Source organism: Martinezella hainanensis, assembly GCF_900094555.1.
Taxonomy (GTDB): domain Bacteria; phylum Pseudomonadota; class Alphaproteobacteria; order Rhizobiales; family Rhizobiaceae; genus Rhizobium; species Rhizobium hainanense.
Genome location: NZ_FMAC01000013.1, coordinates 17,122 through 36,413 on the forward strand (window position 1 = coordinate 17,122; position 19,292 = coordinate 36,413).

Below are 19,292 nucleotides of genomic sequence, written 5' to 3' on the forward strand. Positions count from 1 at the left end.
GACCTATGGCTGGTTCTGAGTCCCCTTTTGAGCCCTGTCCGTGGCGGTGGACCTTGACGATGATCTCATCGACCGTTGCATATTCGAGGTCTGGCTCATCCGAGCAGGTTACAAAAGCTTTGCAAATACATCGCCACGACGCCAATCGCTGAACCGAAGGAGTGCAGTGCCCCAGTTTCCAAAATGCTCGGGGAGATCATGCCATGGCGAGCTGACGCGCACTATCCAAAGAGCAGCCTCTATAAAAGGTCGGTTGTCGCTGCCGCCTCGTCTGGAATCGGTTGGTTTGCCTAGACAATAGCGCTCCATCTTCGCCCATTGGGCGTCAAAATAAAACGGTCCATCAAAAGCTTGAATCACATCAAGGCAATCCCCCAGACCTGAATTTGCCCAGTGCGATACCCGCACGTGGCTTCAGGCGATCAACGGCAGTAGCCCATCGATGCTCTTCCTAGCATCACCAAAAAACATGCGGGTGTTCTCCTTGAAGAACAGCGCGTTCTCAATGCCGGAATAACCGGTGCCCTGACCACGCTTGGAGACGAAGACCTGCTTGGCCTTCCAGACTTCGAGCACCGGCATGCCGGATATCGGCGAGTTCGGATCCTCCTGCGCCGCCGGGTTGACGATGTCGTTCGAGCCGATGACGATGACGACGTCGGTATTGGGGAAGTCGTCGTTGATCTCGTCCATTTCTAGCACGATGTCATAAGGCACCTTCGCTTCGGCAAGCAGCACGTTCATGTGGCCGGGCAGACGGCCGGCCACCGGATGGATGGCGAAGCGGACGGTCTTGCCGGCAGCACGCAGCTTGCGGGTCAGTTCCGAGACCGACTGCTGCGCCTGGGCCACCGCCATGCCGTAGCCCGGCACGATCACAATGCTGTCGGCCTCGTCCAAGGCGGCCGCGACGCCCTCGGCACTAATGGCGATCTGCTCGCCGATGATCTCCATCTGTGCGCCGGTGCTCGCGCCGAAGCCGCCAAGGATCACCGAGACGAAGGAGCGATTCATCGCCTTGCACATGATGTAGGAGAGGATCGCACCGGAAGAGCCGACCAGCGCGCCGGTGACGATCAGGAGATCGTTGCCGAGCGTGAAGCCGATCGCCGCGGCCGCCCAGCCGGAATAGGAGTTCAGCATCGAGACGACGACCGGCATGTCGGCGCCGCCGATGCCCATGATCAGGTGATAGCCGATGAAGAAGGCGAGTGCCGTCATCAGGACGAGCGTCCAGACCCCGGCGCCATTGAAGTACATCAACAGCAGGATCAGCGAGGCGATCGCGGCGCTCGCATTGAGAACGTGCCCGCCCGGCAGCTTCCTGGCCTTACCGTCCAATTTGCCGGCAAGCTTGCCGAAGGCGACGACCGAGCCGGTGAAGGTGACCGCGCCGATGAAGACGCCAAGGAAGACCTCGAACTTCATGATGGACAGTTCCACCACGTCCTTGTGCGCCAAGATGCCGGCAAATCCGGTAAGCGCTGCGCGGGAAGCCTCGTCGAGACCGGCGACATGGGCCGCTTCGAGATGGGCATTGAAGCCGATGAATACCGCGGCAAGGCCGACGAAGGAATGCAGCGCCGCAACGAGCTGCGGCATTTCCGTCATCTGCACGCGCGAAGCGACATAATGGCCGAACACCGCGCCGCCGGCGATCATCGCCACGATGATGAACCAGTTGCCAACGGTCTTGCCGATCATGGGTCCGAAGATCGTGGCAACTACGGCAAGGGTCATGCCGACGATGCCGTACCAGACGGCGCGCTTGGCGCTTTCCTGACCCGACAGGCCACCGAGCGAGAGGATGAAGAGAACCGCTGCCGCAACATAGGCGGCTGATACGATACCGATGGTCATTGTGAAGATCCCTGCCGCTTAAGACTTCTGGAACATGGCGAGCATGCGCCGGGTGACGAGGAAGCCGCCAACGATGTTGACGGTGGCGATCAGCACCGACAGCGCCGCCAGCGTCACCACCAGCCCGTTGCCCGAGCCGATCTGCAGGAGTGCGCCGAGGATGACGATGCCGGACACGGCGTTGGTCACCGCCATCAGCGGCGTGTGCAGCGAATGCGACACGTTCCAGATCACCTGGAAGCCAACGAAGCAGGAGAGCACGAAGACGACAAAATGGCTCATGAAGCTCGACGGCGCATAGGCGCCGACAAAGATTAGGAGCGCCGTGCCGATGGCGAGTAGCCCTGCCTGGTTGCGGGTCTGCGCCTTGAAGGTAGCCAGCTCCTGGGCCCGCTTTTCCTCCGGAGTCGGCTCTTTCACCTTTTCCTTTGGCTTCGCGGCGGCGATCGCCTGCACCTTCGGCGGCGGCGGCGGATAGGTGATTGCGCCATCCTTGGTGACGGTCGCACCGCGGATGACATCATCGTCCATGTTGTGGACGATCACCCCATCCTTGCCCGGCGTCAGATCCGCCAACATGTGGCGGATGTTCGTGGCATAAAGCGTCGAGGCCTGGGTGGCCATGCGGCTCGGGAAATCGGTGTAGCCGATGACGATCACGCCATTGTCGGAGACGATGCGCTCGTCGGGAACCGTCAGGTCGCAATTGCCGCCACGTTCGGCGGCCAAGTCGATCACGACCGAGCCCGGCTTCATCGCCGTCACCATATCGGCAAGCCACAGTTTTGGTGCATCCCGGCCGGGGATCAGCGCCGTAGTGATGACGATGTCGATCTGAGGCGCCAGTTCGCGGAACTTGGCAAGCTGCTTCTCGCGGAACTCCGGCGAGGAGGGTGCGGCATAACCGCCGGTCGCGGCACCATCCTGCTGTTCTTCGCCGAAGTCGAGGAAGACGAATTCCGCCCCCATGGATTCGATCTGCTCGGCCACCTCAGGGCGCACGTCGAAGGCATAGGTGATGGCGCCGAGCGAGGTTGCCGTGCCGATCGCCGCAAGCCCTGCGACGCCGGCGCCGATCACCAAGACCTTGGCCGGCGGCACCTTGCCGGCGGCCGTCACCTGACCGGTGAAGAAGCGGCCAAAATTGTTGCCGGCCTCGATCACGGCACGATAGCCGGCAATATTGGCCATCGACGACAAGGCATCCATCTTCTGCGCCCGCGAGATGCGCGGCACCATGTCCATGGCGATGACGGTCGCTCCGCTGGACCTGGCCTGCTCGAGAAGCTCCTTGTTCTGCGCCGGGTAGAAGAAGGAGATCAGCGTCTTGCCGGGCTCCAGCCGATCGACCTCTGCGGCTTCAGGGGGCCGGACCTTGGCAATGACGTCGGATGTCTTGTAGAGCAAAGCCGCGCTGTCGACCACCGTGACACCCACGCCACGATACGCCTCGTCCGAAAATCCGGCAGCTTTTCCAGCGCCGGTTTCGATCACGCACTCATAGCCCAGTTTCTGGAGCTGAAGAGCGGCCTCTGGCGTCAGAGCTACCCTCAACTCTCCAGGGGCCGTTTCCCTGGGAGATCCAAATTTCATCATTGCTGAATTTCCGGCGTAGCCGGCTCCTCTATCCCAATCCCCGTCGATGGTGAAAAGACCAAATGGGTGGCGAAAACCAGCAAATCGAACCTATTTTGTCTAGTGCATGAAGGCGCAAATTTGCTGGTTTCCGTCGCACTCAGGACTTCTTAAATCGATTTTTACTTTGCGACCGCCTTAATAGACCACCACGCCGCGGATGCTTTCGCCCTTGTGCATCAGGTCGAAGCCCTTGTTGATGTCCTCGAGGGGCATGGTGTGGGTGATCATCGGATCGATCTGGATCTTGCCCTCCATGTACCAGTCGACGATCTTCGGAACGTCGGTGCGCCCGCGTGCGCCGCCGAAGGCGGTGCCCATCCAGTTGCGGCCGGTGACCAGCTGGAAGGGACGGGTCGAGATCTCCTGGCCGGCGCCGGCAACGCCGATGATGACCGATTTGCCCCAGCCGCGGTGGCTGGCTTCCAGCGCCTGGCGCATCACCTTGGTGTTGCCGGTGCAGTCGAAGGTGTAGTCGGCGCCGCCGATCAGGTCGCCGTTGCGCTTGGTCATGTTGACCAGATAGGGAACGATGTCGTCGCCGACCTCCTTCGGATTGACGAAATGCGTCATGCCGAACTTCTCGCCCCATTCCTTGCGATCCGGATTGATGTCGACGCCGATGATCATGTCGGCGCCGGCGAGCCTCAAGCCCTGCAGCACGTTGAGGCCGATGCCGCCGAGACCGAAGACGATCGCCGTCGAACCGATCTCGACCTTGGCGGTGTTGATGACCGCGCCGATGCCGGTGGTGACACCGCAGCCGATGTAGCAGACCTTGTCGAAGGGCGCGTCGGGGTTGATCTTGGCGAGCGCGATCTCCGGCAGCACGGTGTAATTGGCGAAGGTCGAGCAGCCCATATAGTGATGGATCTTGTCCTTGCCGATCGAGAAGCGCGAGGTGCCATCCGGCATCAGGCCCTGGCCCTGGGTCGAGCGGATCGCCGTGCACAGGTTGGTCTTGCGCGACAGGCACGAGGGGCATTCGCGGCATTCCGGCGTGTAGAGCGGAATGACGTGGTCGCCCTTTTTCAAGGAGGTCACACCCGGGCCGACATCAACGACGATGCCCGCACCCTCATGGCCGAGAATGGCCGGGAAGAGGCCTTCCGGATCGGCGCCCGACAGGGTGAAATCGTCGGTGTGGCAGATGCCGGTCGCCTTGACCTCGACCAGCACTTCGCCGGCCTTCGGGCCTTCGAGCTGAACGGTCATGACTTCCAGCGGTTTACCGGCGGCAACGGCTACTGCGGCGCGTACGTCCATGGTTCAAATCTCCCTGATTGCTGTCTACAACTTTCGGCGTCACCTATGCGGCGGCTTCTTGACGCGCATTTTGGATTTTCACCTTGTGCCAGGCGATGATGTCCATGAGTTCTGGCGAAAATGCATCATAGGCGGGGATACCCGCCTCCTTGAGACGCGTGCGGATACCGCTGGTCAAGGATGGCGACATTCCGGTTTCCATCAAAGATGATACGAAAGCAGCAAATTCTATGACGGGCTGTTCGCCATTTGCAGCAAGCTCCGGATGCACGAAATCGAGGCCGTAGAAATGGTGATCCCTGTCGCGCACGCGGCCGACCATATGGGTGCGGCAAGCCTTGCAGCGGTAACGCTGGATCTTCTGGTCAGCATCCACGCATTCAAGTTTCGAAGCATTGGCATGCTCCCTGACTGAACCCGCCGGAGCAACGGCGATCTGGGCAAAAGAAGCGCCCTGCGGCTTCCAGCATTTGGAGCAGCCACACAGATGATTATGACTGACGGGCTCGGAGACTTCCATTTCCACCGGCTGGTCCGCGCAATAGCAGCGCAATACCACCCCACCAAGTCGTCCGGTCGCTTGAACCCCAACAGCTGGATGCAGGTTAACCGCAGTATCGCGCAGGCTTTCGGCCCGCGCCTTTAGTGCAGAATTGAGTTTTTCGTAGGCCCGCTTCAAATTGACGCTGATGCTTGACCAGCGTTCTTCCGCGACTGTCCCGCTGAAGCTCTCACCATGGACCACATGGGTGCGGCCACCATCCAATGGTTGAAGGAAGAAATAGTGCTCAGCGTAGAAGGCTTTCGGGTCCGGTGCCTGGCTCAGCCACCTAAGTTCACGGGCGCCGACGATGCGCAGGATAGTCGGAGCGATCGGAATATCTGGCACCGGCGCGCCCTGGCGCAAAATGCCCTTGACCGGTTCACCGACGGTGGTCCGGCCCTTCAGTTCGGGCAGGACCTCATTCCATTCAGAATAGTGGTTCAAATCGTCAAGAACACTCCAGACAAGCTGTGGTGGCGCATCGATCGTGATTTCAGTTTCCAGGACAAGCATCGGAAAATCTTTCAAGAAAAGGAACACCGTCGACCATCGCCCAGCGTGGATTGAATGCCAACGGCCATCGACCGCTGGGCGTAGTCACTTAAAGGAGTTCGGTGGGCACCGGCACGCCTCGCCGGGCCCCCTCTTCCGCAAGCCGTTTGGCCGTTCCAGCTGCCAGCGAAATGCCTACCGCAAGATGTTTTTTTGCCGCGATGAACCCACGCTCACCCGGCAGGAACACCTCTTCGACGCCCGCTGCCGGCGGCAGCGCCTTAATGGCTCTTGCCAGATCGGCAATATCCTCTTCTACAGGCCCAGGGAGGCCAAATGCCTGAGGATTTATGGCAATCACCAGTCCATTAAAGCCATTGTCCTTCTTCTCAGCCAAAGCCGGTGCGATGAGAGCGTTGCTGCCGAGTAGGCTCACCAGCACTTCGATCATGAGCGACAGGCCGGAACCCTTTGGTCCTGCCATCGGCAGAACGGCTTTCACCTTGGCGGGATCGGTGGTCGCAACACCCTCGGCATCGACGCCCCAGTTTGCAGGGATTGGCTTGCCCGCATCTTTAGCGGCCATGACTTTGCCTAGCGCGACAGCTGCGGTCGACATGTCGAAAAGCAGCGGATCGGTCTCGGTGCCAGTGGGGGCGCTGATCGCGATCGGATTGGTCGAAACGCCCTCACCCCGTGTGCCGTGATAAACCATCAGTGGCTTTGATGCCGACATGACGATAGCGATCATCCCAGCTTTGGCGATCCTCTCGGCAAAATAACCGATAGCTCCCGAATGGCTGGTGCGCGTGATCTCGCAGAGGCCAATACCGAACTTGCTGGCGAGCTCCACTGCCTTGTCTGATGCCATCGACATGCCCGACGCACCCGGGACCAGATCCCCGTCGATGCGGGCGATGGCTCCGAATTCGTGCGCGACCTTCGGCTTGGCATCGCCCTTGACAATGCCAAGTTCGACCATCTCCAGATAGCGCGGAATGCGCAATACGCCATGGGAATCGGCGCCGCGCAGGTTTGCCCAGACGAGAAGCTCCGCGGATTGCCTGGCATAAGCAGGGCTGAAGCCGCCGGCTTCCAGGAGGGCCGCTGAGAAATCTTCCAGCACTTCCCTTGAAATCATTCTCTTCAGCGGCCCCTCAGTCATGAGGCCGTACCCAGCGGCGATGGGAAGAACTTGTCGAGCCATCCCTTCATCATCGCCTTGGTGCGGGGCGCATCATTCGGCGCAAGCGGGAAATGGGCGGTTGTGTCGATCAGCATCAGTTCGGTTGGCTGGCCAGCCTTTTCGAACATGCGGACGGATTCGATCGTTGGCGTGATGATATCGTTGGCCGTGTGGAAGAGCAAAAGCGGCCGCGGTGCAATGTTTGCCACGACGTCGTCGGCGCGGAAATTATACATTGACCAAGCCGTCTCGACAGGGATTTCCATGATCGCCTTCGGAGAGAGGTTCTTGCGCAGTGATTCCGGTATCGGAACGGCGTCGAAACGTGACATCCAAAGGCTCTCGCCGGTCTCCTGCTTATGCTTACGGCCCTTTTCCAGAATGCCGATGAACTTGTTCCAGGATTCTTCGGTCGGGTGTTGGCCCCGGAACTTCCGCTCGCCATTGCCCCAGCCGCAGGAGGACAGGCAGCAGGCGAAGCGGTCGTCGACACCGGCGGTGTAGACGGAGACGGCTGCGCCGAAGCTGTGGCCGGTGATGCCGATGCGTTTTGGATCGACTTCCTCGCGCCCGGTGAGGAAGGTCAATGCATTCTTGGCATCCGCCACCTGGTCGAAACAACGGACCTGGGCGCGTTCGCCCTCGCTTTCGCCGCAGCTTCGGAAATCGAACCGGAGCGCGACATAGCCGAAGGATTCCATCATTTCGGCCTGGATCTGGGCATGGCTTTCGTCCTTCGAGCCGACGAAACCGTGACAGACGATGAAGGCCGGCAGTTTCTGCCCGGGCTTGCGGTTATCGGGAATATGGAGAACGGCCGAAAGTTTCAGGCCATCGGACATGAAGGAAAGCTTTTCCTGCATTTTCAATTTCCTCGATTGGATCAGCCGAGCTTGGCGAAGGGGTGGAAATATTCGCGCCATTCGGCCGGCGCTGGCGTGCCCCAGACATTCATGTCGCGGACATTGCCCGGGCGATCGAGATTGGTGATCACGTTGGGCGTGAAGTCGGTATCGTCGGCGATATGGGCCATTACACCGGAGCACTCGATCATCATGCCGCTGGCGTCGGTGTAATAGGCATAGGTGTTGTCGCCGGGGCGGTGGCGGCCGGGACCCCACATCAGCTGCCGGTCGAACTGATCGAGAATGTCGCCGAGCCGGAGATATTGGTTGAACTCCAGGAATTCGAAGGAGACGTGGTGCAGGCCGGCGGCGGCGCCCTTGACGAGGCCCAGGATATGATGCTGGCGGTTGCCGCCATACATCCAGCTCAGGGCGTCATTGACCATGCGTTCGGAAAGCTTCATGCCGCCGATGGCATCGAGTTGGGCGCGGGTGGCGGCCGGATTCGGCGTGATCAGGTTGATGTGGTCGATCCGGTTGGCGCCGACGCCCGTGGTCGGATAGCGGCGGCCATAGGTCGTGTTGCGAATGGGCGTGTGGATCTCGAAACGGAGCCCTTCCGGCGTGGCAAAGGTCACGCCCGCAGCGATGCAATCGAGGCTCGGCTCACGCGACAGGATGCGGCAGCCGGCCCCTTCGATACGGGACGCGGCCTCTTCGACCAGGTCCGGCGTCAGCGCTTCAAGCCCAATCGTATGCGCGGAATTCTCACCGGCATGGACCAGAACGAGTTCTGCCGCCCGTCCATTGGAACTCAGCCAGCTCTGGCGGCCATCCTTATGTGTGACCTGCAAGCCGAGGATTTCCGTGGAATCGCGGATGACGGCCTGTGGATCGGTGACATTGACCTTCATGTGCCCGACGGCGTGCACGATGTGCATTTTTTATTCCTCCCTTGGAATTCAAGGCAAATCCCGTGTCGACTGCGGCTTTAATACGCCATATGTCGGATCTTCGCAAGATATTTCGAAAAATAACAAAATATCGAAATTTTAAGGGCCTGAATCCGTCGTGACGGTGTTGCTCAACGTACCGATGCCAGTGATTTCGACCTCCACCGTATCGCCATCTGCAAGGAAGACCGGCGGCGTGCGAGTCGAGCCGAAGCCGTTGGGCGTGCCCGTAACGATCACGTCACCCGGCTCCAGCAGCGTGAACTGGCTAAAATAGGAAATCAGCCAAGGGATAGAAAAGATGAGCCTGCTGGTATCATTGCTCTGGCGGAGTTCGCCGTTCACCCGCGTACGGAGCGAAAGCCCCGTCGGATTCGATATTTCGTCCGCAGACACCATCCAGGGGCCGAAACCTCCGGTGCGGAAGAAATTCTTGCCCGGCATGAATTGCGTTGAATGTTTCTGCCAGTCGCGCATGCTGCCGTCGTTAAAGCAGCTATAGCCCGCTACGTACGAAAGCGCGTCTGCCTCACCAATTCGCCGACCGGCCTTGCCAATGATGACTGCGAGCTCACCTTCATAATCGAACTTTTCGGAGAGATCCGACTTTAGCAAAGCTTCGCCATGACCTGTCTGCGAAGCGGCGAACCGCGAGAAAGTCAGGGGATAATCAGGTCTCTCCCCGCCTTCGTTTCCAGCTTCCCAATAGTTGGTTGCCACGCACAGAACTTTAGAGGGATTGGGGATGACCGGGAGGTAGCGGATGTCGGCCAGCGCATAATCCGCGGTGAGGTCCGTCTCCTTACCGAGACTCGACGCGTTGAGTGCAATGTAGCTCGCGAGGTCCGGCAGCCTGCTGCGCCTTTTGAGATCGGTCACCGCGTTCCCAACGACGCAACCGAAGCTGACCTCTCCTCCATGTGAAAAACTCAAATATCGCAACACGCCCTCACATATTTTCGAAAATCGGTGAATTATCGTAAACATGAGCCACGGCGATGTGACAAGCCCCGGAAAAGCCTCAACGGGTGGAAAATTTCAGCGATATTGATTTTTTTCGAAATTTTTTATATCTGAGGAGAATGACCTGCACGTGCACCGTGCGGGAGAGCTGATCGGGAGAGCCTGGTGGAAGATCGGAAGGCAGGTAGCGAGACGCGCGCCGGCGACGTGCTGCAACGCATGCGGCTGGACATTATCAACTGTGTGTTGAAGCCGGGAGAGAAGCTGCGCTTCGAAACCCTGCGCACTATGTACGCCGTCAGTTTTTCCACCCTGCGGGAGGCGTTATCGCGACTTGCTGCGGAAAATCTCGTTATTGCCGAAGGACAGCGTGGCTTTGTGGTCGCGCCAGTTTCCATCGCTGATCTTAATGATCTGACGAACGTCCGCGTTCTGATCGAGCGCGAAGCGCTTTCAAAATCCATCCGCTGCGGTGACGACCGCTGGGAAGGCAACATTCTCGCGACCTACCATCGGATGGATAAGCTGCAGCAACGGCTGGGGCGCGAATACTACCTCTCCGAGGAATGGAGTGCCGTACATGGCGAGTTTCATTATGCGCTGGTTTCGGCGTGTACATCGCCTGTGCTGCTGGAGATAAGAAGCAAGCTTTTCGAGCGCGCGCATCGTTACCGGCGAATGTCCTCGCAATTCAGACCCTATTGGCGTGAGAAAGGGGCTGAGCACAAAATGATCGTCGACGCAGCACTCGATCGCGACGAGGAAAACGCCCTCAGGCTGATTGAAGAGCACATTCGCGAGACAAGCGAAAACGTCATCGAACATGCCGGGCACCTGTTCCCCGACCTGAAGCCTGTTGCGCCCAAAAGGCGAAGGTCGCTTTCTGCCGCCGAATGAAGGCGACGCCCGATGATCTTGCATGAACTTTGATTTGACTTGCGGAATTGCCGCGGGATGCCGTGTTGCGAGCAACCCGTGGGAACGCTGCGCATTGGAGAGTAATGTCCGAGATATTTTGTTTTTACGAAATCAGTTGAAATTTCGAAATTTTCCGATTACGACTTTTCTCAGGTGGAGGAACGCCCCGGCCTGCGGGGCGATGCTGAGGAGGAACTGATGACAATTGCCCAAACCATGACCGCTGCCCGCATGCATACCATTGGCGGGGAAATGAAGATCGAGAAACTGCCAATGCCGACTCCGGGCGACATGGATGTCCTCGTCCGTGTGAAGGCCTGCGGTATCGTACCGAATTTGCACAACATACTCGCCAACTGGCCGACGTGGTTCCCGCACATGCCGCAACCGCCGCTTCCCGCTGTCTTCGGCCTCGATCCGGCAGGAGAAATTGCCGGGGTCGGCAAGCAGGTCCATGGCCTAAAAGTAGGAGACCGGGTTTACGTCAATCCCGGCCGCAGCTGCGGTTCGTGCCGCCATTGCCGTCGCGGCGACTCGATTTCTTGCAAACACTATGCGTTCCAGGGTTATTTCGGCTTCTCCGAACACGCCATGCAGACCTTTGCCGACTATCCGATCGGCGGCCTTAGCGAATTCATGGTCGCTCCGGCCTCCGCGATCGTAAAGATCCCCAACAATATGGACTATGGTCAGGCCGCCCGCCTCGGCTATCTCGGTACGGCCTATTCTGCATTGAAGAAGGTAAACGCCGGCCCGGGTGACGCGATTCTGGTCAATGGCGGCACGGGTACGCTCGGTATCGGCGCGGTTATTTTCGGCCTTGCCTTGAATGTGAAGAAGCTCCTCATTACCGCCCGCAATAAGACGCTGCTTGAGGAAATCAAGTCTCTTGCACCGAACCGTATCGAAATTTTCTCGATTGAGGATGGCGGGGTCGCCGACTGGGTGATGGCGCAGACCGATGGTGAAGGTGTTGACGCGTTCCTCGATTGCAATGGTCCGGGTGCCGGGCATGATACTTTCCGCCAAGGCCTGCTCAGCATGCGACGCGGCGGCATTGCAGTCGACATCGGCGCGATTGCCGGCCCGGTCGAAATCGACGTACACCGACTGATGGACCGCAACCAACGACTATACGGTTCCGCTTGGCTAACCACTGCGGAAGGCCAGGAGATGGCGGATATGGTGGCAGCTGGCATTGTTGACCTGTCGATCTTCGAAACGAAAAGCTTCCCACTTGCGGACGTCAACGGCGCCATCTCCGGTATCGAGCAACGCCACGGCGGTTTTTCGAACTACGTTATCTGCCCCTGATGGCTTTTGCGGGTTTCTCCTTGCCAGACGGGGAGCCCACCGTTTCACCAGTTCGTTATTGGGAGGATATTATGACGTTCAGACGTGTCGTTACGGCCAAAAATGCATCCGGAAAATCCGTGGTCGTCAGCGATGGCGCATCACCGCGCGAAATGGCGCTCAAACACACGCCCGGTTTCGTTTCGGCGCCCATGTGGACGGTGGCCACGACGCCCTCTCTGCCCTATGATGGCAAAGATCCCATGGAGGAAAGCGGCACGCTCCTTCATCCGTCTGCGGGTTCCTCGACATTCTTCCTGATCACCTTCCCACCGGACGCCGTAATGATGTCCCCGGATTTCCGGCCGGAGCTTGCGGGGCCGGAACATGCTGTCGCGGCTCCTGGTATCATCGAGCATTTCGAGATGGAGAATCCGGGCATGCACACCACGCCGACCCTCGACTATGGCGTTGTCATCAGCGGGACGATCACGCTCGAACTCGACGACGGTGTGACGGTAGAGCTGAAGCCGGGCGATACCTTCGTCCAACATGGCGCCCGCCACGCCTGGCGCAATCCGACCGGCGAGCCGGCGACGATCGCCGTTGTGCTTGTCGGCGCCAAGTAAGAGCAATTTGCCCAAGACTGCGAAGGCGCCGGGAGTTCCCGGCGCCTTCGTGTTTCAGGAACGCGCCGTTTGCTCGGGCGCCTCCGATCTTGCGACATCTGCGAGAAGCTGGCGGCCCCAACGATGGAGTCCCGAACGGTGGGTCCGTTCCGTCCAATACATGTCGATCTCGATCGGGATTTGGATGGGGAAGCGGCGTACCGTCAACCGCCCCGCATAGGTGGTGGCCAGACGGTTCGGAATGGTCGCGACGAGATCGGTTCCGGCTATCATCAGCTCCAGACTATCATGGCTCGGAAGCGTGAGCTGCGGCTTCAGCACAATGTCGCGCTCGCGTAAGGCGCTGAAGTAGAGCGCTTGCCATTGGCCGTTATGCGTGACCGCCACATGAGTCGCGTCGCGAAAGCGCTCCAGCGTCATCTCTCCCTCGGCTAGCGGGTTGCAGGGATCCATGACGCAGGAATAGTGATCCGAAAAAATGTGCCGGCGAAAATAGCCTTCCCCTAGGATGCGGACGGGGCCGAGCACGATATCGGCGATATTCTCCTTGAGCTGCTGCTTGCCGTTAACCGCCGATTCCAGAATGTTGACGACGACATTTGGTGCAAGTCGACGCATGGCCTCGATGAAGGCCGGCATCAGCAGGAAACGCTCATGGTGGTTACACGAAAGTGTCATCACGCCCTCCGCTGTCGCCGGATCAAATTCCGCCGGAACGGCGATCGCCAGCATGCGGTTGACCACCTCGCGCGCATGGCTGACGAGATCTCGGCACTTGTCTGTCTCCGTGATGTGGTTGCCCTGGCGAACGAACAGTGGATCTCCGAATGCGCGTCTTAGACGGTCGATCGTATAGCTGACCGTTGACTGGCTGACGTCCATCTGAATGGCGGCGGCCGAGAAGGAACCGGCGTCATGAACGGTCACCAGCAATTGCATCGATCTAAGATCGATCTGCGCCAGATCTTCTGGAATCACAGGATGCCTCCAGGTCATCAAATTTCTCGATGACCTGTATCGTATCCATCCAATTGGCAGAATGAAAGCTACCGCCTAGCGTCAGTGGGTATCAATTTGCTTGGGAGGGCAAGATGGGAGGAGAACCAATGTCGGTCGCACAGACATCTGTTGCCCCGCCGGTCATTTCCGATGTGACCTTCGCTGAACTTCTGACTGATCCTTACCCGACATTCAAACGCGCGCGCGACATGGCTGCGGTGGTCCGCATCGAGGCAGCGAATATCCTCGTTGCCACCCGCTATGAGGACATTATGGCGATGGAGCGCGATCCGGAACTCTTTTCGTCCGAAAATCCACAGTCGCTGGTGAACAAGGTTATGGGCCACACCATGATGCGCAAGGATGGCGAAGCCCATGCCCGCGAGCGCAAGGCGCTAGAGCCGGCGCTGCGCCCCGGCGCGGTCAAATCCTGTTGGGGTCCGAAGCTCGAAATCATCTTCGACGAGATCGTGTCCGATTTCGAAAAGGACGGCGAGGCAGACCTCTTCAATGCGCTGGCTGCGCCCATGGCCGGGCGTGCACTTGCCGAGGTACTGGGCTTTTTCGGCGTCGATTGGCAGACAATGGCGCTTTGGTCACAGTCACTGATCGACGGCGCCGGCAACTATTCCGGCGATCCGGAGATTGCACGCAAGGCGGCGGAAGCGGCGAAGGGTGTCGAGGATGCCATTAACCGCGCCCTGCCGCATCATCGTCAAAATCCGAACACATCGGTCCTCTCCTCGATGCTCCATGCGGAAGACCCGCACACGATCGAGCAGATTTATGCCAATATAAAGGTGGCGGTCGGCGGCGGACTCAACGAGCCGCGCGACTCCATACTGACCATGGTGCTTGGCCTGCTCGAAAACCTCGATCAGTTGGAAAGGATCAAGTCCGACCCGAACCTATGGCCGACGGCTTTCGAGGAGTCCGTCCGCTGGATTTCGCCGATCGGCATGTATCCCCGCCGAGTTACACGCGACGTCGTTTTTTCCGGTGTCCAATTGCGCGCCGGCGATCAGGTGGGACTTTGCGTTGGCGCTGCTAACCGAGACGATAGTCGTTTCGCCGATCCCGATCGTTTCGACGTCTTTCGTGAAAAGAAATCCCACCTCGCCTTCGGAGCGGGGGCGCATTTCTGCGCCGGCACTTGGGTCGCCCGCCATATGGTCGGTCGCCTCGTCGTGCCGCGCCTTTTCGAGCGGCTGAAGAATTTGCGCCTGAAGGACACCGAAGCACCTCGAATTCAGGGTTGGGTCTTCCGCGGCCCGGTTAATTTGTCGGTGATCTGGGACGCGTGAAGCCAAAATCATCGGAGGAGAACAAAAATGACCGAGATCACATTCATTCTTCCTAACGGAGGGCAAAAAGCCTGCACCGCCAGCGAGGGCCTCAGTCTCATGGAAGTAGCTCTGCAGAATTCGGTGCCGGGCATCGTTGCGGAATGCAATGGCGCGGCCGCCTGCGGCACGTGCCACGTGATCGTCGACGATACCCTGAGCGACATCCTCGATCCGATCAGCGATCATGAGAACGACATGCTTGACTTTACCAACGCGCCGCGGGAGCCGGGCAGCCGGCTGAGTTGCCAGATCCGGATTGACGGGCGTCTCAACGGCGCGGTCATCCGCGTTGCATCGGAGATGTAAACCATGGCGGAGCGGGTAGTGATTGTCGGTGCTGGGCAAGCGGGTTTCGCCGCAGCAGCGAAGCTTCGTCAGCTCGGGTTCAAAGGCTCGATCACGATGTTCGGCAACGAGGGCATCATGCCCTATCAGCGGCCACCGCTCAGTAAGGCCTATCTGCTTGGGAAGCTTGAAGCCGACCGTCTTTCGTTTCGCAATGAAGCCTTTTTCGCAGACCAGAACATCAAGATCCTCAACGACGAACCGGTTCTAAAAATCGATCGGGTTAACCGACAGGTCGTCACCGCCAATGATTGCTTGCCCTATGACAACCTCATTCTGGCAACCGGCGCCGAACCAATCCGTTTGCCGGCCCGGATGAGCGAGAGCGTCGGCAACATTTTCTACCTGCGCAACAGGGCAGATGCGGATCGTCTTGGCGCGATCATGAAGCCGGGCGTCCGGCTGTTGGTGGTCGGTGGCGGCTATATCGGCCTCGAAGTGGCCGCCGCCGCGCGACAGGCTGGTGCCGACGTCACGCTCGTTGAAATGTCTCCAAGGATATTAAGTCGGGTAGCCGCCGAACCGACCGCCGACTATTTCCGAACGCTACATGCCTCCGAAGGGGTCAATATCCATGAAGGCGTCGGTCTTCGTGACCTGAAGTCGGAAGGTGCAGCGATCAAGGCTGTTCTCGACAATGGATCTTCCTTGATCATCGATGGGGTCGTGGCCGGTATCGGCGTGCGCCCGAACACCGAACTAGCAGAAGCGGCCGGCTTGAAAGTTGACGGCGGGATCGTCGTTGATGAATTCGGCTGCACAACCGATCCCCTGATTTGGGCGGCCGGAGACTGCGCCTCCTTTATCCATAACGGCGAAATGGTCCGTATCGAATCCGTGCCCCATGCAATCGATCAGGCGGAGCACGTGGCGCGCAACATTCTCGGTGAAGCCAAGCCGTATCACCCGCGTCCCTGGTTCTGGTCGGATCAATACCAGACGAAACTGCAGATTGCAGGCTTCAATCGCGGTTATGATCGCGCGGAGATAGGGGCGAGCGCCCACGAAGGCGGACTGAAGGTTTCTTACTTCAAGGAAAACGCGCTGATTGCCGTTGACTGCATCAACGATGCGCGCGGCTTCATGATGGCAAAGCGCGAGCTCGGCGTTTGATTTGCGCCGCATCGGCGCGCGTTGCTCTGCAAATCCATCGAAACGCGTTCAATCAATTGAAAAATAAGGTGAGATGAGCCTCTCACCACCCTCGTTTAGGGTGATCTTAATCCAAGTGTGTCAAGCTGAAACATGGAAACAGGAGTGTTTGGCATGTTTTCGCGTTCAAAGGCAAAAGAAGAGACCGAAACCTATCGTCGCGCGCAGATTCACGCTGAATTCAGATGCGAAGCGATGGCCGCCAATTGCGGCGTCCCGGTTTTTGAAGCGGTTCTGTCTTCGCCCTCGCTTTCGGATGTTGCCAACACGTGGTCATGGCCGGAAGATATCGCGCAGCGCTACGGCTTCAGTGCCAACGCCACACCGGATGGTCTTGCCGACAAGATAAAAAACGGCAGACTACTCTATCGGAAATTGCAGGAATTCATCGCAAACAAAGATGAATTGCGATTTACGGCCTTCTTCCATTTTCTCTTGCCTGGCGCAGAATCGAAGAAGTTCCGAATGGCGGCCGGCAAAGCCGTCTCGTCTGAGGGCGTCGTTCATCTCTTCGGAAGTTTATTCGACTTGAGCGCGCCGGTCGAACTCGATGCCGACGAGCAGAGAATGAATGAAGTTGAGCAGAACGGAATCCTCGGCATGGCGAGGAGCCTTGCCGCTCTCGCTCAGGGGGATCTCGGCCAACGTGTCACGGTCGAGTTCCACCCCAAAGCCGCTCGTTTGAAGACAGACCTCAATACCGCGCTCGAAAAACTTGATATGGTCATGCAGGCTGTCACCCTGTCCGGGATGAACATCCGGCACGGATCCAACGAAATCTCAAGCGCGATCAATGACCTTGCCAGGAGAACCGAAAATAGTGCTGCAACGCTTGAGGAGACCTCCGCAGCGGTCTCGGAGATCGACATGCGGCTCAGAACGACGGCCGCCTCATCCAAAGAAGTCTCCGGCATCATCGGCCTGGTGCAGGACAAGACGTTCAAGTCCGGTGCTGTTGCCACCAGGGCGGTCAACGCAATGTCCAAGATCGAGCAATCATCGCGTCAGATCGGTGATATCTTGGGTGTCATTGATAATATTGCCTTCCAGACAAATCTTCTGGCGCTGAATGCCGGCGTAGAGGCCGCCCGCGCCGGCGATGCCGGCAAGGGCTTTGCCGTCGTGGCGCAGGAGGTTCGTGAATTGGCTCAACGGTCTGCGGGAGCCGCTAAGGAAATCAAGGCGCTTATCGCCGAATCCGCAGCACAAGTCGACGAAGGTGTAAGCCTGGTGCAGCAGACCGGTGAGGCTTTTCGAGCGATTACCGAGGAGTTTACGGGCATTGGCACGTACATAGCTGAAATCACTTCAAATGTCTCGGAACAGTCGCACGGCCTTGCGCAAATCAGTGCGTCGATCCGTCAGATGGATCTTGTCACACAGCAGAATGCGGCAATGGTCGAGGAATTGAGCGCGGCTAGTACATCGCTTTCAAATGAGGCCCGTTCGCTCTCCGAAAAGGCAAGCGTATTCAAGGTATCGGATCAACGCGCTTCGGCGGAATCCGCGCAGGCCGCCTAACGATGGGTCGAGCCGGATTCCGCGGATGCCGACCGCTTCTTGAGTTCGGTACACATTCTGTCGCTTAGGTTAGTCGACCTTATGCCTATTGAGGCCTTGCGATATCTCAGTCTTCTGTGAACGTTAGCTATTCCCTGGCGCTTCGTCTTTAATTCCGATCACGCTGCATTAGGGGACGCCGATTTGCGGATGCGGAGAAAGTGACTGAGCGCAGCAGACCAATTCAAGAAGTCGGCCAATTTTGAAACCTTTCCGACACGCTTCGGTGGCTGTGAAATAGGGATCTGATTGTCTGATGCTAATCGGATCGCCTGAGAGGCCCAGGCAATTTTTTCTAGGACCGGGCTCCTCTGTCTTGATGGCGGCAAACGAAGTTATGCCAGGCCTACATCGTGTTTTGCTTTGCGTATGTTCACAGCGCCTTTTCAAGTTCGGGCAAGGCCTCGAACAAGTCGGCGACGAAGCCGTAGTCGGCGATCTGGAAGATCGGCGCTTCCTCGTCCTTGTTGATGGCGACGATGACCTTCGAATCCTTCATGCCGGCCAGATGCTGGATGGCGCCGGAGATGCCGCAGGCGATATAGAGCTGCGGTGCGACCACCTTGCCGGTCTGGCCGACCTGCCAGTCGTTCGGCGCATAGCCGGCATCGACGGCCGCGCGGGAGGCGCCAACGGCAGCGCCGAGCTTGTCGGCAACCGGAAGGATGACTTCCTTGAACTTCTCGGCGGAACCCAGCGCGCGACCGCCGGAGATGATGATCTTGGCCGAGGTCAGTTCCGGACGGTCCGAAGTCGACAGCGCATCGGCGACGAAGCTCGAAAGACCGGGATCGGCCGCCACCGAGTCGCTGTTAACAATGGCGGCCGATCCACCTTCGCCTGTTACAGCGAAAGATGATGTTCGAACTGTTATGACCTTCTTGGCATCGCTTGCCTGCACCGTCTGGATGGCATTGCCGGCATAGATCGGCCGCTTGAAGGTGTCGGAGGACACGACCTCGATGATTTCCGAGACCTGGGCGACGTCGAGGAGAGCGGCGACACGCGGCATGACGTTCTTGCCGACCGAGGTGGCGGCCGTGATGATGGTGTCGTAGCTTGCCGCCAGCGACACGATGAGAGCGGCGAGTGGCTCGGCAAGATTGTTGGCAAGCTCGTCGCTTTCCGCCAGCAGCACCTTGGAGACACCGGCAAGTTTGGCCGCCGCATCGGCCGCAGCCTTGGCGGCTTTGCCGGCAACGAGCACATGAATATCGCCGCCAATCTTCGTCGCTGCCGTCAGCGCCTTGGCGGTCTGGTCGGAGAGGTGGGCATTGTCGTGATCAGCCAGAAGAAGAATGGCCAT

General features: G+C 58.8%; 18 protein-coding genes and 1 pseudogene. 7 read left to right on the forward strand and 12 right to left on the reverse strand.

Going from position 1 to position 19,292, the window contains the following annotated elements:
* Nucleotides 1–108: 108 nt before the first annotated feature.
* The 10 genes and pseudogenes from GA0061100_RS35565 to GA0061100_RS28605 form a co-directional block, all read right to left on the reverse strand.
* Nucleotides 109–408, reverse strand: a complete 300-nt coding sequence (locus tag GA0061100_RS35565; protein ID WP_425298722.1) for a transposase — start codon at nt 406–408, stop codon at nt 109–111.
* Nucleotides 409–414: 6 nt separating this feature from the next.
* A complete protein-coding gene (locus tag GA0061100_RS28570; protein ID WP_075856242.1) occupies nt 415–1,860 on the reverse strand; it encodes an NAD(P)(+) transhydrogenase (Re/Si-specific) subunit beta in 1,446 nt (481 codons plus the stop codon).
* An 18-nt stretch (nt 1,861–1,878) separates the two neighbouring features.
* Nucleotides 1,879–3,453: a Re/Si-specific NAD(P)(+) transhydrogenase subunit alpha gene (locus GA0061100_RS28575; RefSeq protein ID WP_075856344.1), complete on the reverse strand. Its 1,575-nt coding sequence runs from the start codon at nt 3,451–3,453 to the stop codon at nt 1,879–1,881.
* Between the two features lie 180 nt (nt 3,454–3,633).
* Complete coding sequence (locus tag GA0061100_RS28580; protein ID WP_075856243.1) at nt 3,634–4,761, reverse strand: S-(hydroxymethyl)glutathione dehydrogenase/class III alcohol dehydrogenase; 1,128 nt, start codon at nt 4,759–4,761, stop codon at nt 3,634–3,636.
* Between the two features lie 43 nt (nt 4,762–4,804).
* Nucleotides 4,805–5,386, reverse strand: coding sequence for a GFA family protein (locus GA0061100_RS35260; RefSeq protein ID WP_244557984.1), 582 nt, complete (start codon nt 5,384–5,386; stop codon nt 4,805–4,807).
* Nucleotides 5,387–5,401: 15 nt separating this feature from the next.
* Nucleotides 5,402–5,818 (reverse strand): annotated as a pseudogene (locus GA0061100_RS35265) (SRPBCC family protein); the annotation flags it as partial.
* Between the two features lie 88 nt (nt 5,819–5,906).
* The gene (locus GA0061100_RS28590) at nt 5,907–6,962 is read right to left on the reverse strand and encodes an Ldh family oxidoreductase (RefSeq protein ID WP_075856245.1); all 1,056 of its coding nucleotides are present in this window, start codon (nt 6,960–6,962) and stop codon (nt 5,907–5,909) included.
* The gene (locus GA0061100_RS28595) at nt 6,959–7,846 is read right to left on the reverse strand and encodes an alpha/beta hydrolase (RefSeq protein WP_075856246.1); all 888 of its coding nucleotides are present in this window, start codon (nt 7,844–7,846) and stop codon (nt 6,959–6,961) included. Before GA0061100_RS28595 ends, GA0061100_RS28590 begins: the two co-directional genes overlap by 4 nt.
* A gap of 20 nt (nt 7,847–7,866) precedes the next feature.
* Nucleotides 7,867–8,769, reverse strand: coding sequence for a VOC family protein (locus tag GA0061100_RS28600; RefSeq protein ID WP_075856247.1), 903 nt, complete (start codon nt 8,767–8,769; stop codon nt 7,867–7,869).
* 111 nt (nt 8,770–8,880) lie between these two features.
* A complete protein-coding gene (locus tag GA0061100_RS28605) occupies nt 8,881–9,660 on the reverse strand; it encodes a fumarylacetoacetate hydrolase family protein (RefSeq protein WP_342196595.1) in 780 nt (259 codons plus the stop codon).
* A gap of 291 nt (nt 9,661–9,951) precedes the next feature.
* Here GA0061100_RS28605 and GA0061100_RS28610 point away from each other — a divergent pair, with 291 nt between their 5' ends.
* The 3 genes from GA0061100_RS28610 to GA0061100_RS28620 all read left to right on the forward strand — a co-directional run bounded on the left by GA0061100_RS28610 (nt 9,952) and on the right by GA0061100_RS28620 (nt 12,584).
* A complete protein-coding gene (locus GA0061100_RS28610; RefSeq protein WP_280173859.1) occupies nt 9,952–10,641 on the forward strand; it encodes an FCD domain-containing protein in 690 nt (229 codons plus the stop codon).
* Nucleotides 10,642–10,860: 219 nt separating this feature from the next.
* Nucleotides 10,861–11,976, forward strand: a complete 1,116-nt coding sequence (locus GA0061100_RS28615) for an alcohol dehydrogenase catalytic domain-containing protein (protein WP_075856345.1) — start codon at nt 10,861–10,863, stop codon at nt 11,974–11,976.
* A 71-nt stretch (nt 11,977–12,047) separates the two neighbouring features.
* The gene (locus GA0061100_RS28620; protein ID WP_075856250.1) at nt 12,048–12,584 is read left to right on the forward strand and encodes a cupin domain-containing protein; all 537 of its coding nucleotides are present in this window, start codon (nt 12,048–12,050) and stop codon (nt 12,582–12,584) included.
* Between the two features lie 54 nt (nt 12,585–12,638).
* Here the strand turns inward: GA0061100_RS28620 and GA0061100_RS28625 are convergent, their stop codons facing one another.
* Complete coding sequence (locus GA0061100_RS28625; protein WP_244557980.1) at nt 12,639–13,562, reverse strand: LysR family transcriptional regulator; 924 nt, start codon at nt 13,560–13,562, stop codon at nt 12,639–12,641.
* A gap of 128 nt (nt 13,563–13,690) precedes the next feature.
* Between GA0061100_RS28625 and GA0061100_RS28630 the strand changes: the two genes are divergently transcribed.
* The 4 genes from GA0061100_RS28630 (at nt 13,691) to GA0061100_RS28645 (ending at nt 17,947) form a co-directional block, all read left to right on the forward strand.
* On the forward strand, nt 13,691–14,887 hold the full coding sequence (locus GA0061100_RS28630) for a cytochrome P450 (RefSeq protein ID WP_075856252.1): 1,197 nt from the start codon (nt 13,691–13,693) through the stop codon (nt 14,885–14,887).
* A 27-nt stretch (nt 14,888–14,914) separates the two neighbouring features.
* Nucleotides 14,915–15,235, forward strand: a complete 321-nt coding sequence (locus GA0061100_RS28635) for a 2Fe-2S iron-sulfur cluster-binding protein (protein WP_075856253.1) — start codon at nt 14,915–14,917, stop codon at nt 15,233–15,235.
* A gap of 3 nt (nt 15,236–15,238) precedes the next feature.
* Nucleotides 15,239–16,387 (forward strand): NAD(P)/FAD-dependent oxidoreductase, encoded by a 1,149-nt coding sequence (locus tag GA0061100_RS28640; protein ID WP_075856254.1) that lies wholly within the window; start codon nt 15,239–15,241, stop codon nt 16,385–16,387.
* 153 nt (nt 16,388–16,540) lie between these two features.
* On the forward strand, nt 16,541–17,947 hold the full coding sequence (locus GA0061100_RS28645; RefSeq protein WP_244557985.1) for a methyl-accepting chemotaxis protein: 1,407 nt from the start codon (nt 16,541–16,543) through the stop codon (nt 17,945–17,947).
* A 412-nt stretch (nt 17,948–18,359) separates the two neighbouring features.
* On the opposite strand, the gene GA0061100_RS28650 is transcribed toward GA0061100_RS28645, so the two are convergent.
* Nucleotides 18,360–19,292, reverse strand: a complete 933-nt coding sequence (locus GA0061100_RS28650; protein ID WP_075856256.1) for an electron transfer flavoprotein subunit alpha/FixB family protein — start codon at nt 19,290–19,292, stop codon at nt 18,360–18,362.

What these genes read in the sequence shown, in the direction of transcription:
- GA0061100_RS28645 (WP_244557985.1), top strand. Translation starts at nt 16,541, where the DNA reads ATGTTTTCGCGTTCAAAGGCAAAAGAAGAGACCGAAACCTATCGTCGC.
- GA0061100_RS28635 (WP_075856253.1), top strand. Translation starts at nt 14,915, where the DNA reads ATGACCGAGATCACATTCATTCTTCCTAACGGAGGGCAAAAAGCCTGC.
- GA0061100_RS28580 (WP_075856243.1), bottom strand. Translation starts at nt 4,761, where the DNA reads ATGGACGTACGCGCCGCAGTAGCCGTTGCCGCCGGTAAACCGCTGGAA.
- GA0061100_RS28615 (WP_075856345.1), top strand. Translation starts at nt 10,861, where the DNA reads ATGACAATTGCCCAAACCATGACCGCTGCCCGCATGCATACCATTGGC.
- GA0061100_RS28630 (WP_075856252.1), top strand. Translation starts at nt 13,691, where the DNA reads ATGTCGGTCGCACAGACATCTGTTGCCCCGCCGGTCATTTCCGATGTG.
- GA0061100_RS28620 (WP_075856250.1), top strand. Translation starts at nt 12,048, where the DNA reads ATGACGTTCAGACGTGTCGTTACGGCCAAAAATGCATCCGGAAAATCC.
- GA0061100_RS28575 (WP_075856344.1), bottom strand. Translation starts at nt 3,453, where the DNA reads ATGAAATTTGGATCTCCCAGGGAAACGGCCCCTGGAGAGTTGAGGGTA.
- GA0061100_RS28640 (WP_075856254.1), top strand. Translation starts at nt 15,239, where the DNA reads ATGGCGGAGCGGGTAGTGATTGTCGGTGCTGGGCAAGCGGGTTTCGCC.
- GA0061100_RS28650 (WP_075856256.1), bottom strand. Translation starts at nt 19,292, where the DNA reads ATGGCCATTCTTCTTCTGGCTGATCACGACAATGCCCACCTCTCCGAC.
- GA0061100_RS28595 (WP_075856246.1), bottom strand. Translation starts at nt 7,846, where the DNA reads ATGCAGGAAAAGCTTTCCTTCATGTCCGATGGCCTGAAACTTTCGGCC.
- GA0061100_RS28600 (WP_075856247.1), bottom strand. Translation starts at nt 8,769, where the DNA reads ATGCACATCGTGCACGCCGTCGGGCACATGAAGGTCAATGTCACCGAT.
- GA0061100_RS28570 (WP_075856242.1), bottom strand. Translation starts at nt 1,860, where the DNA reads ATGACCATCGGTATCGTATCAGCCGCCTATGTTGCGGCAGCGGTTCTC.
- GA0061100_RS28590 (WP_075856245.1), bottom strand. Translation starts at nt 6,962, where the DNA reads ATGACTGAGGGGCCGCTGAAGAGAATGATTTCAAGGGAAGTGCTGGAA.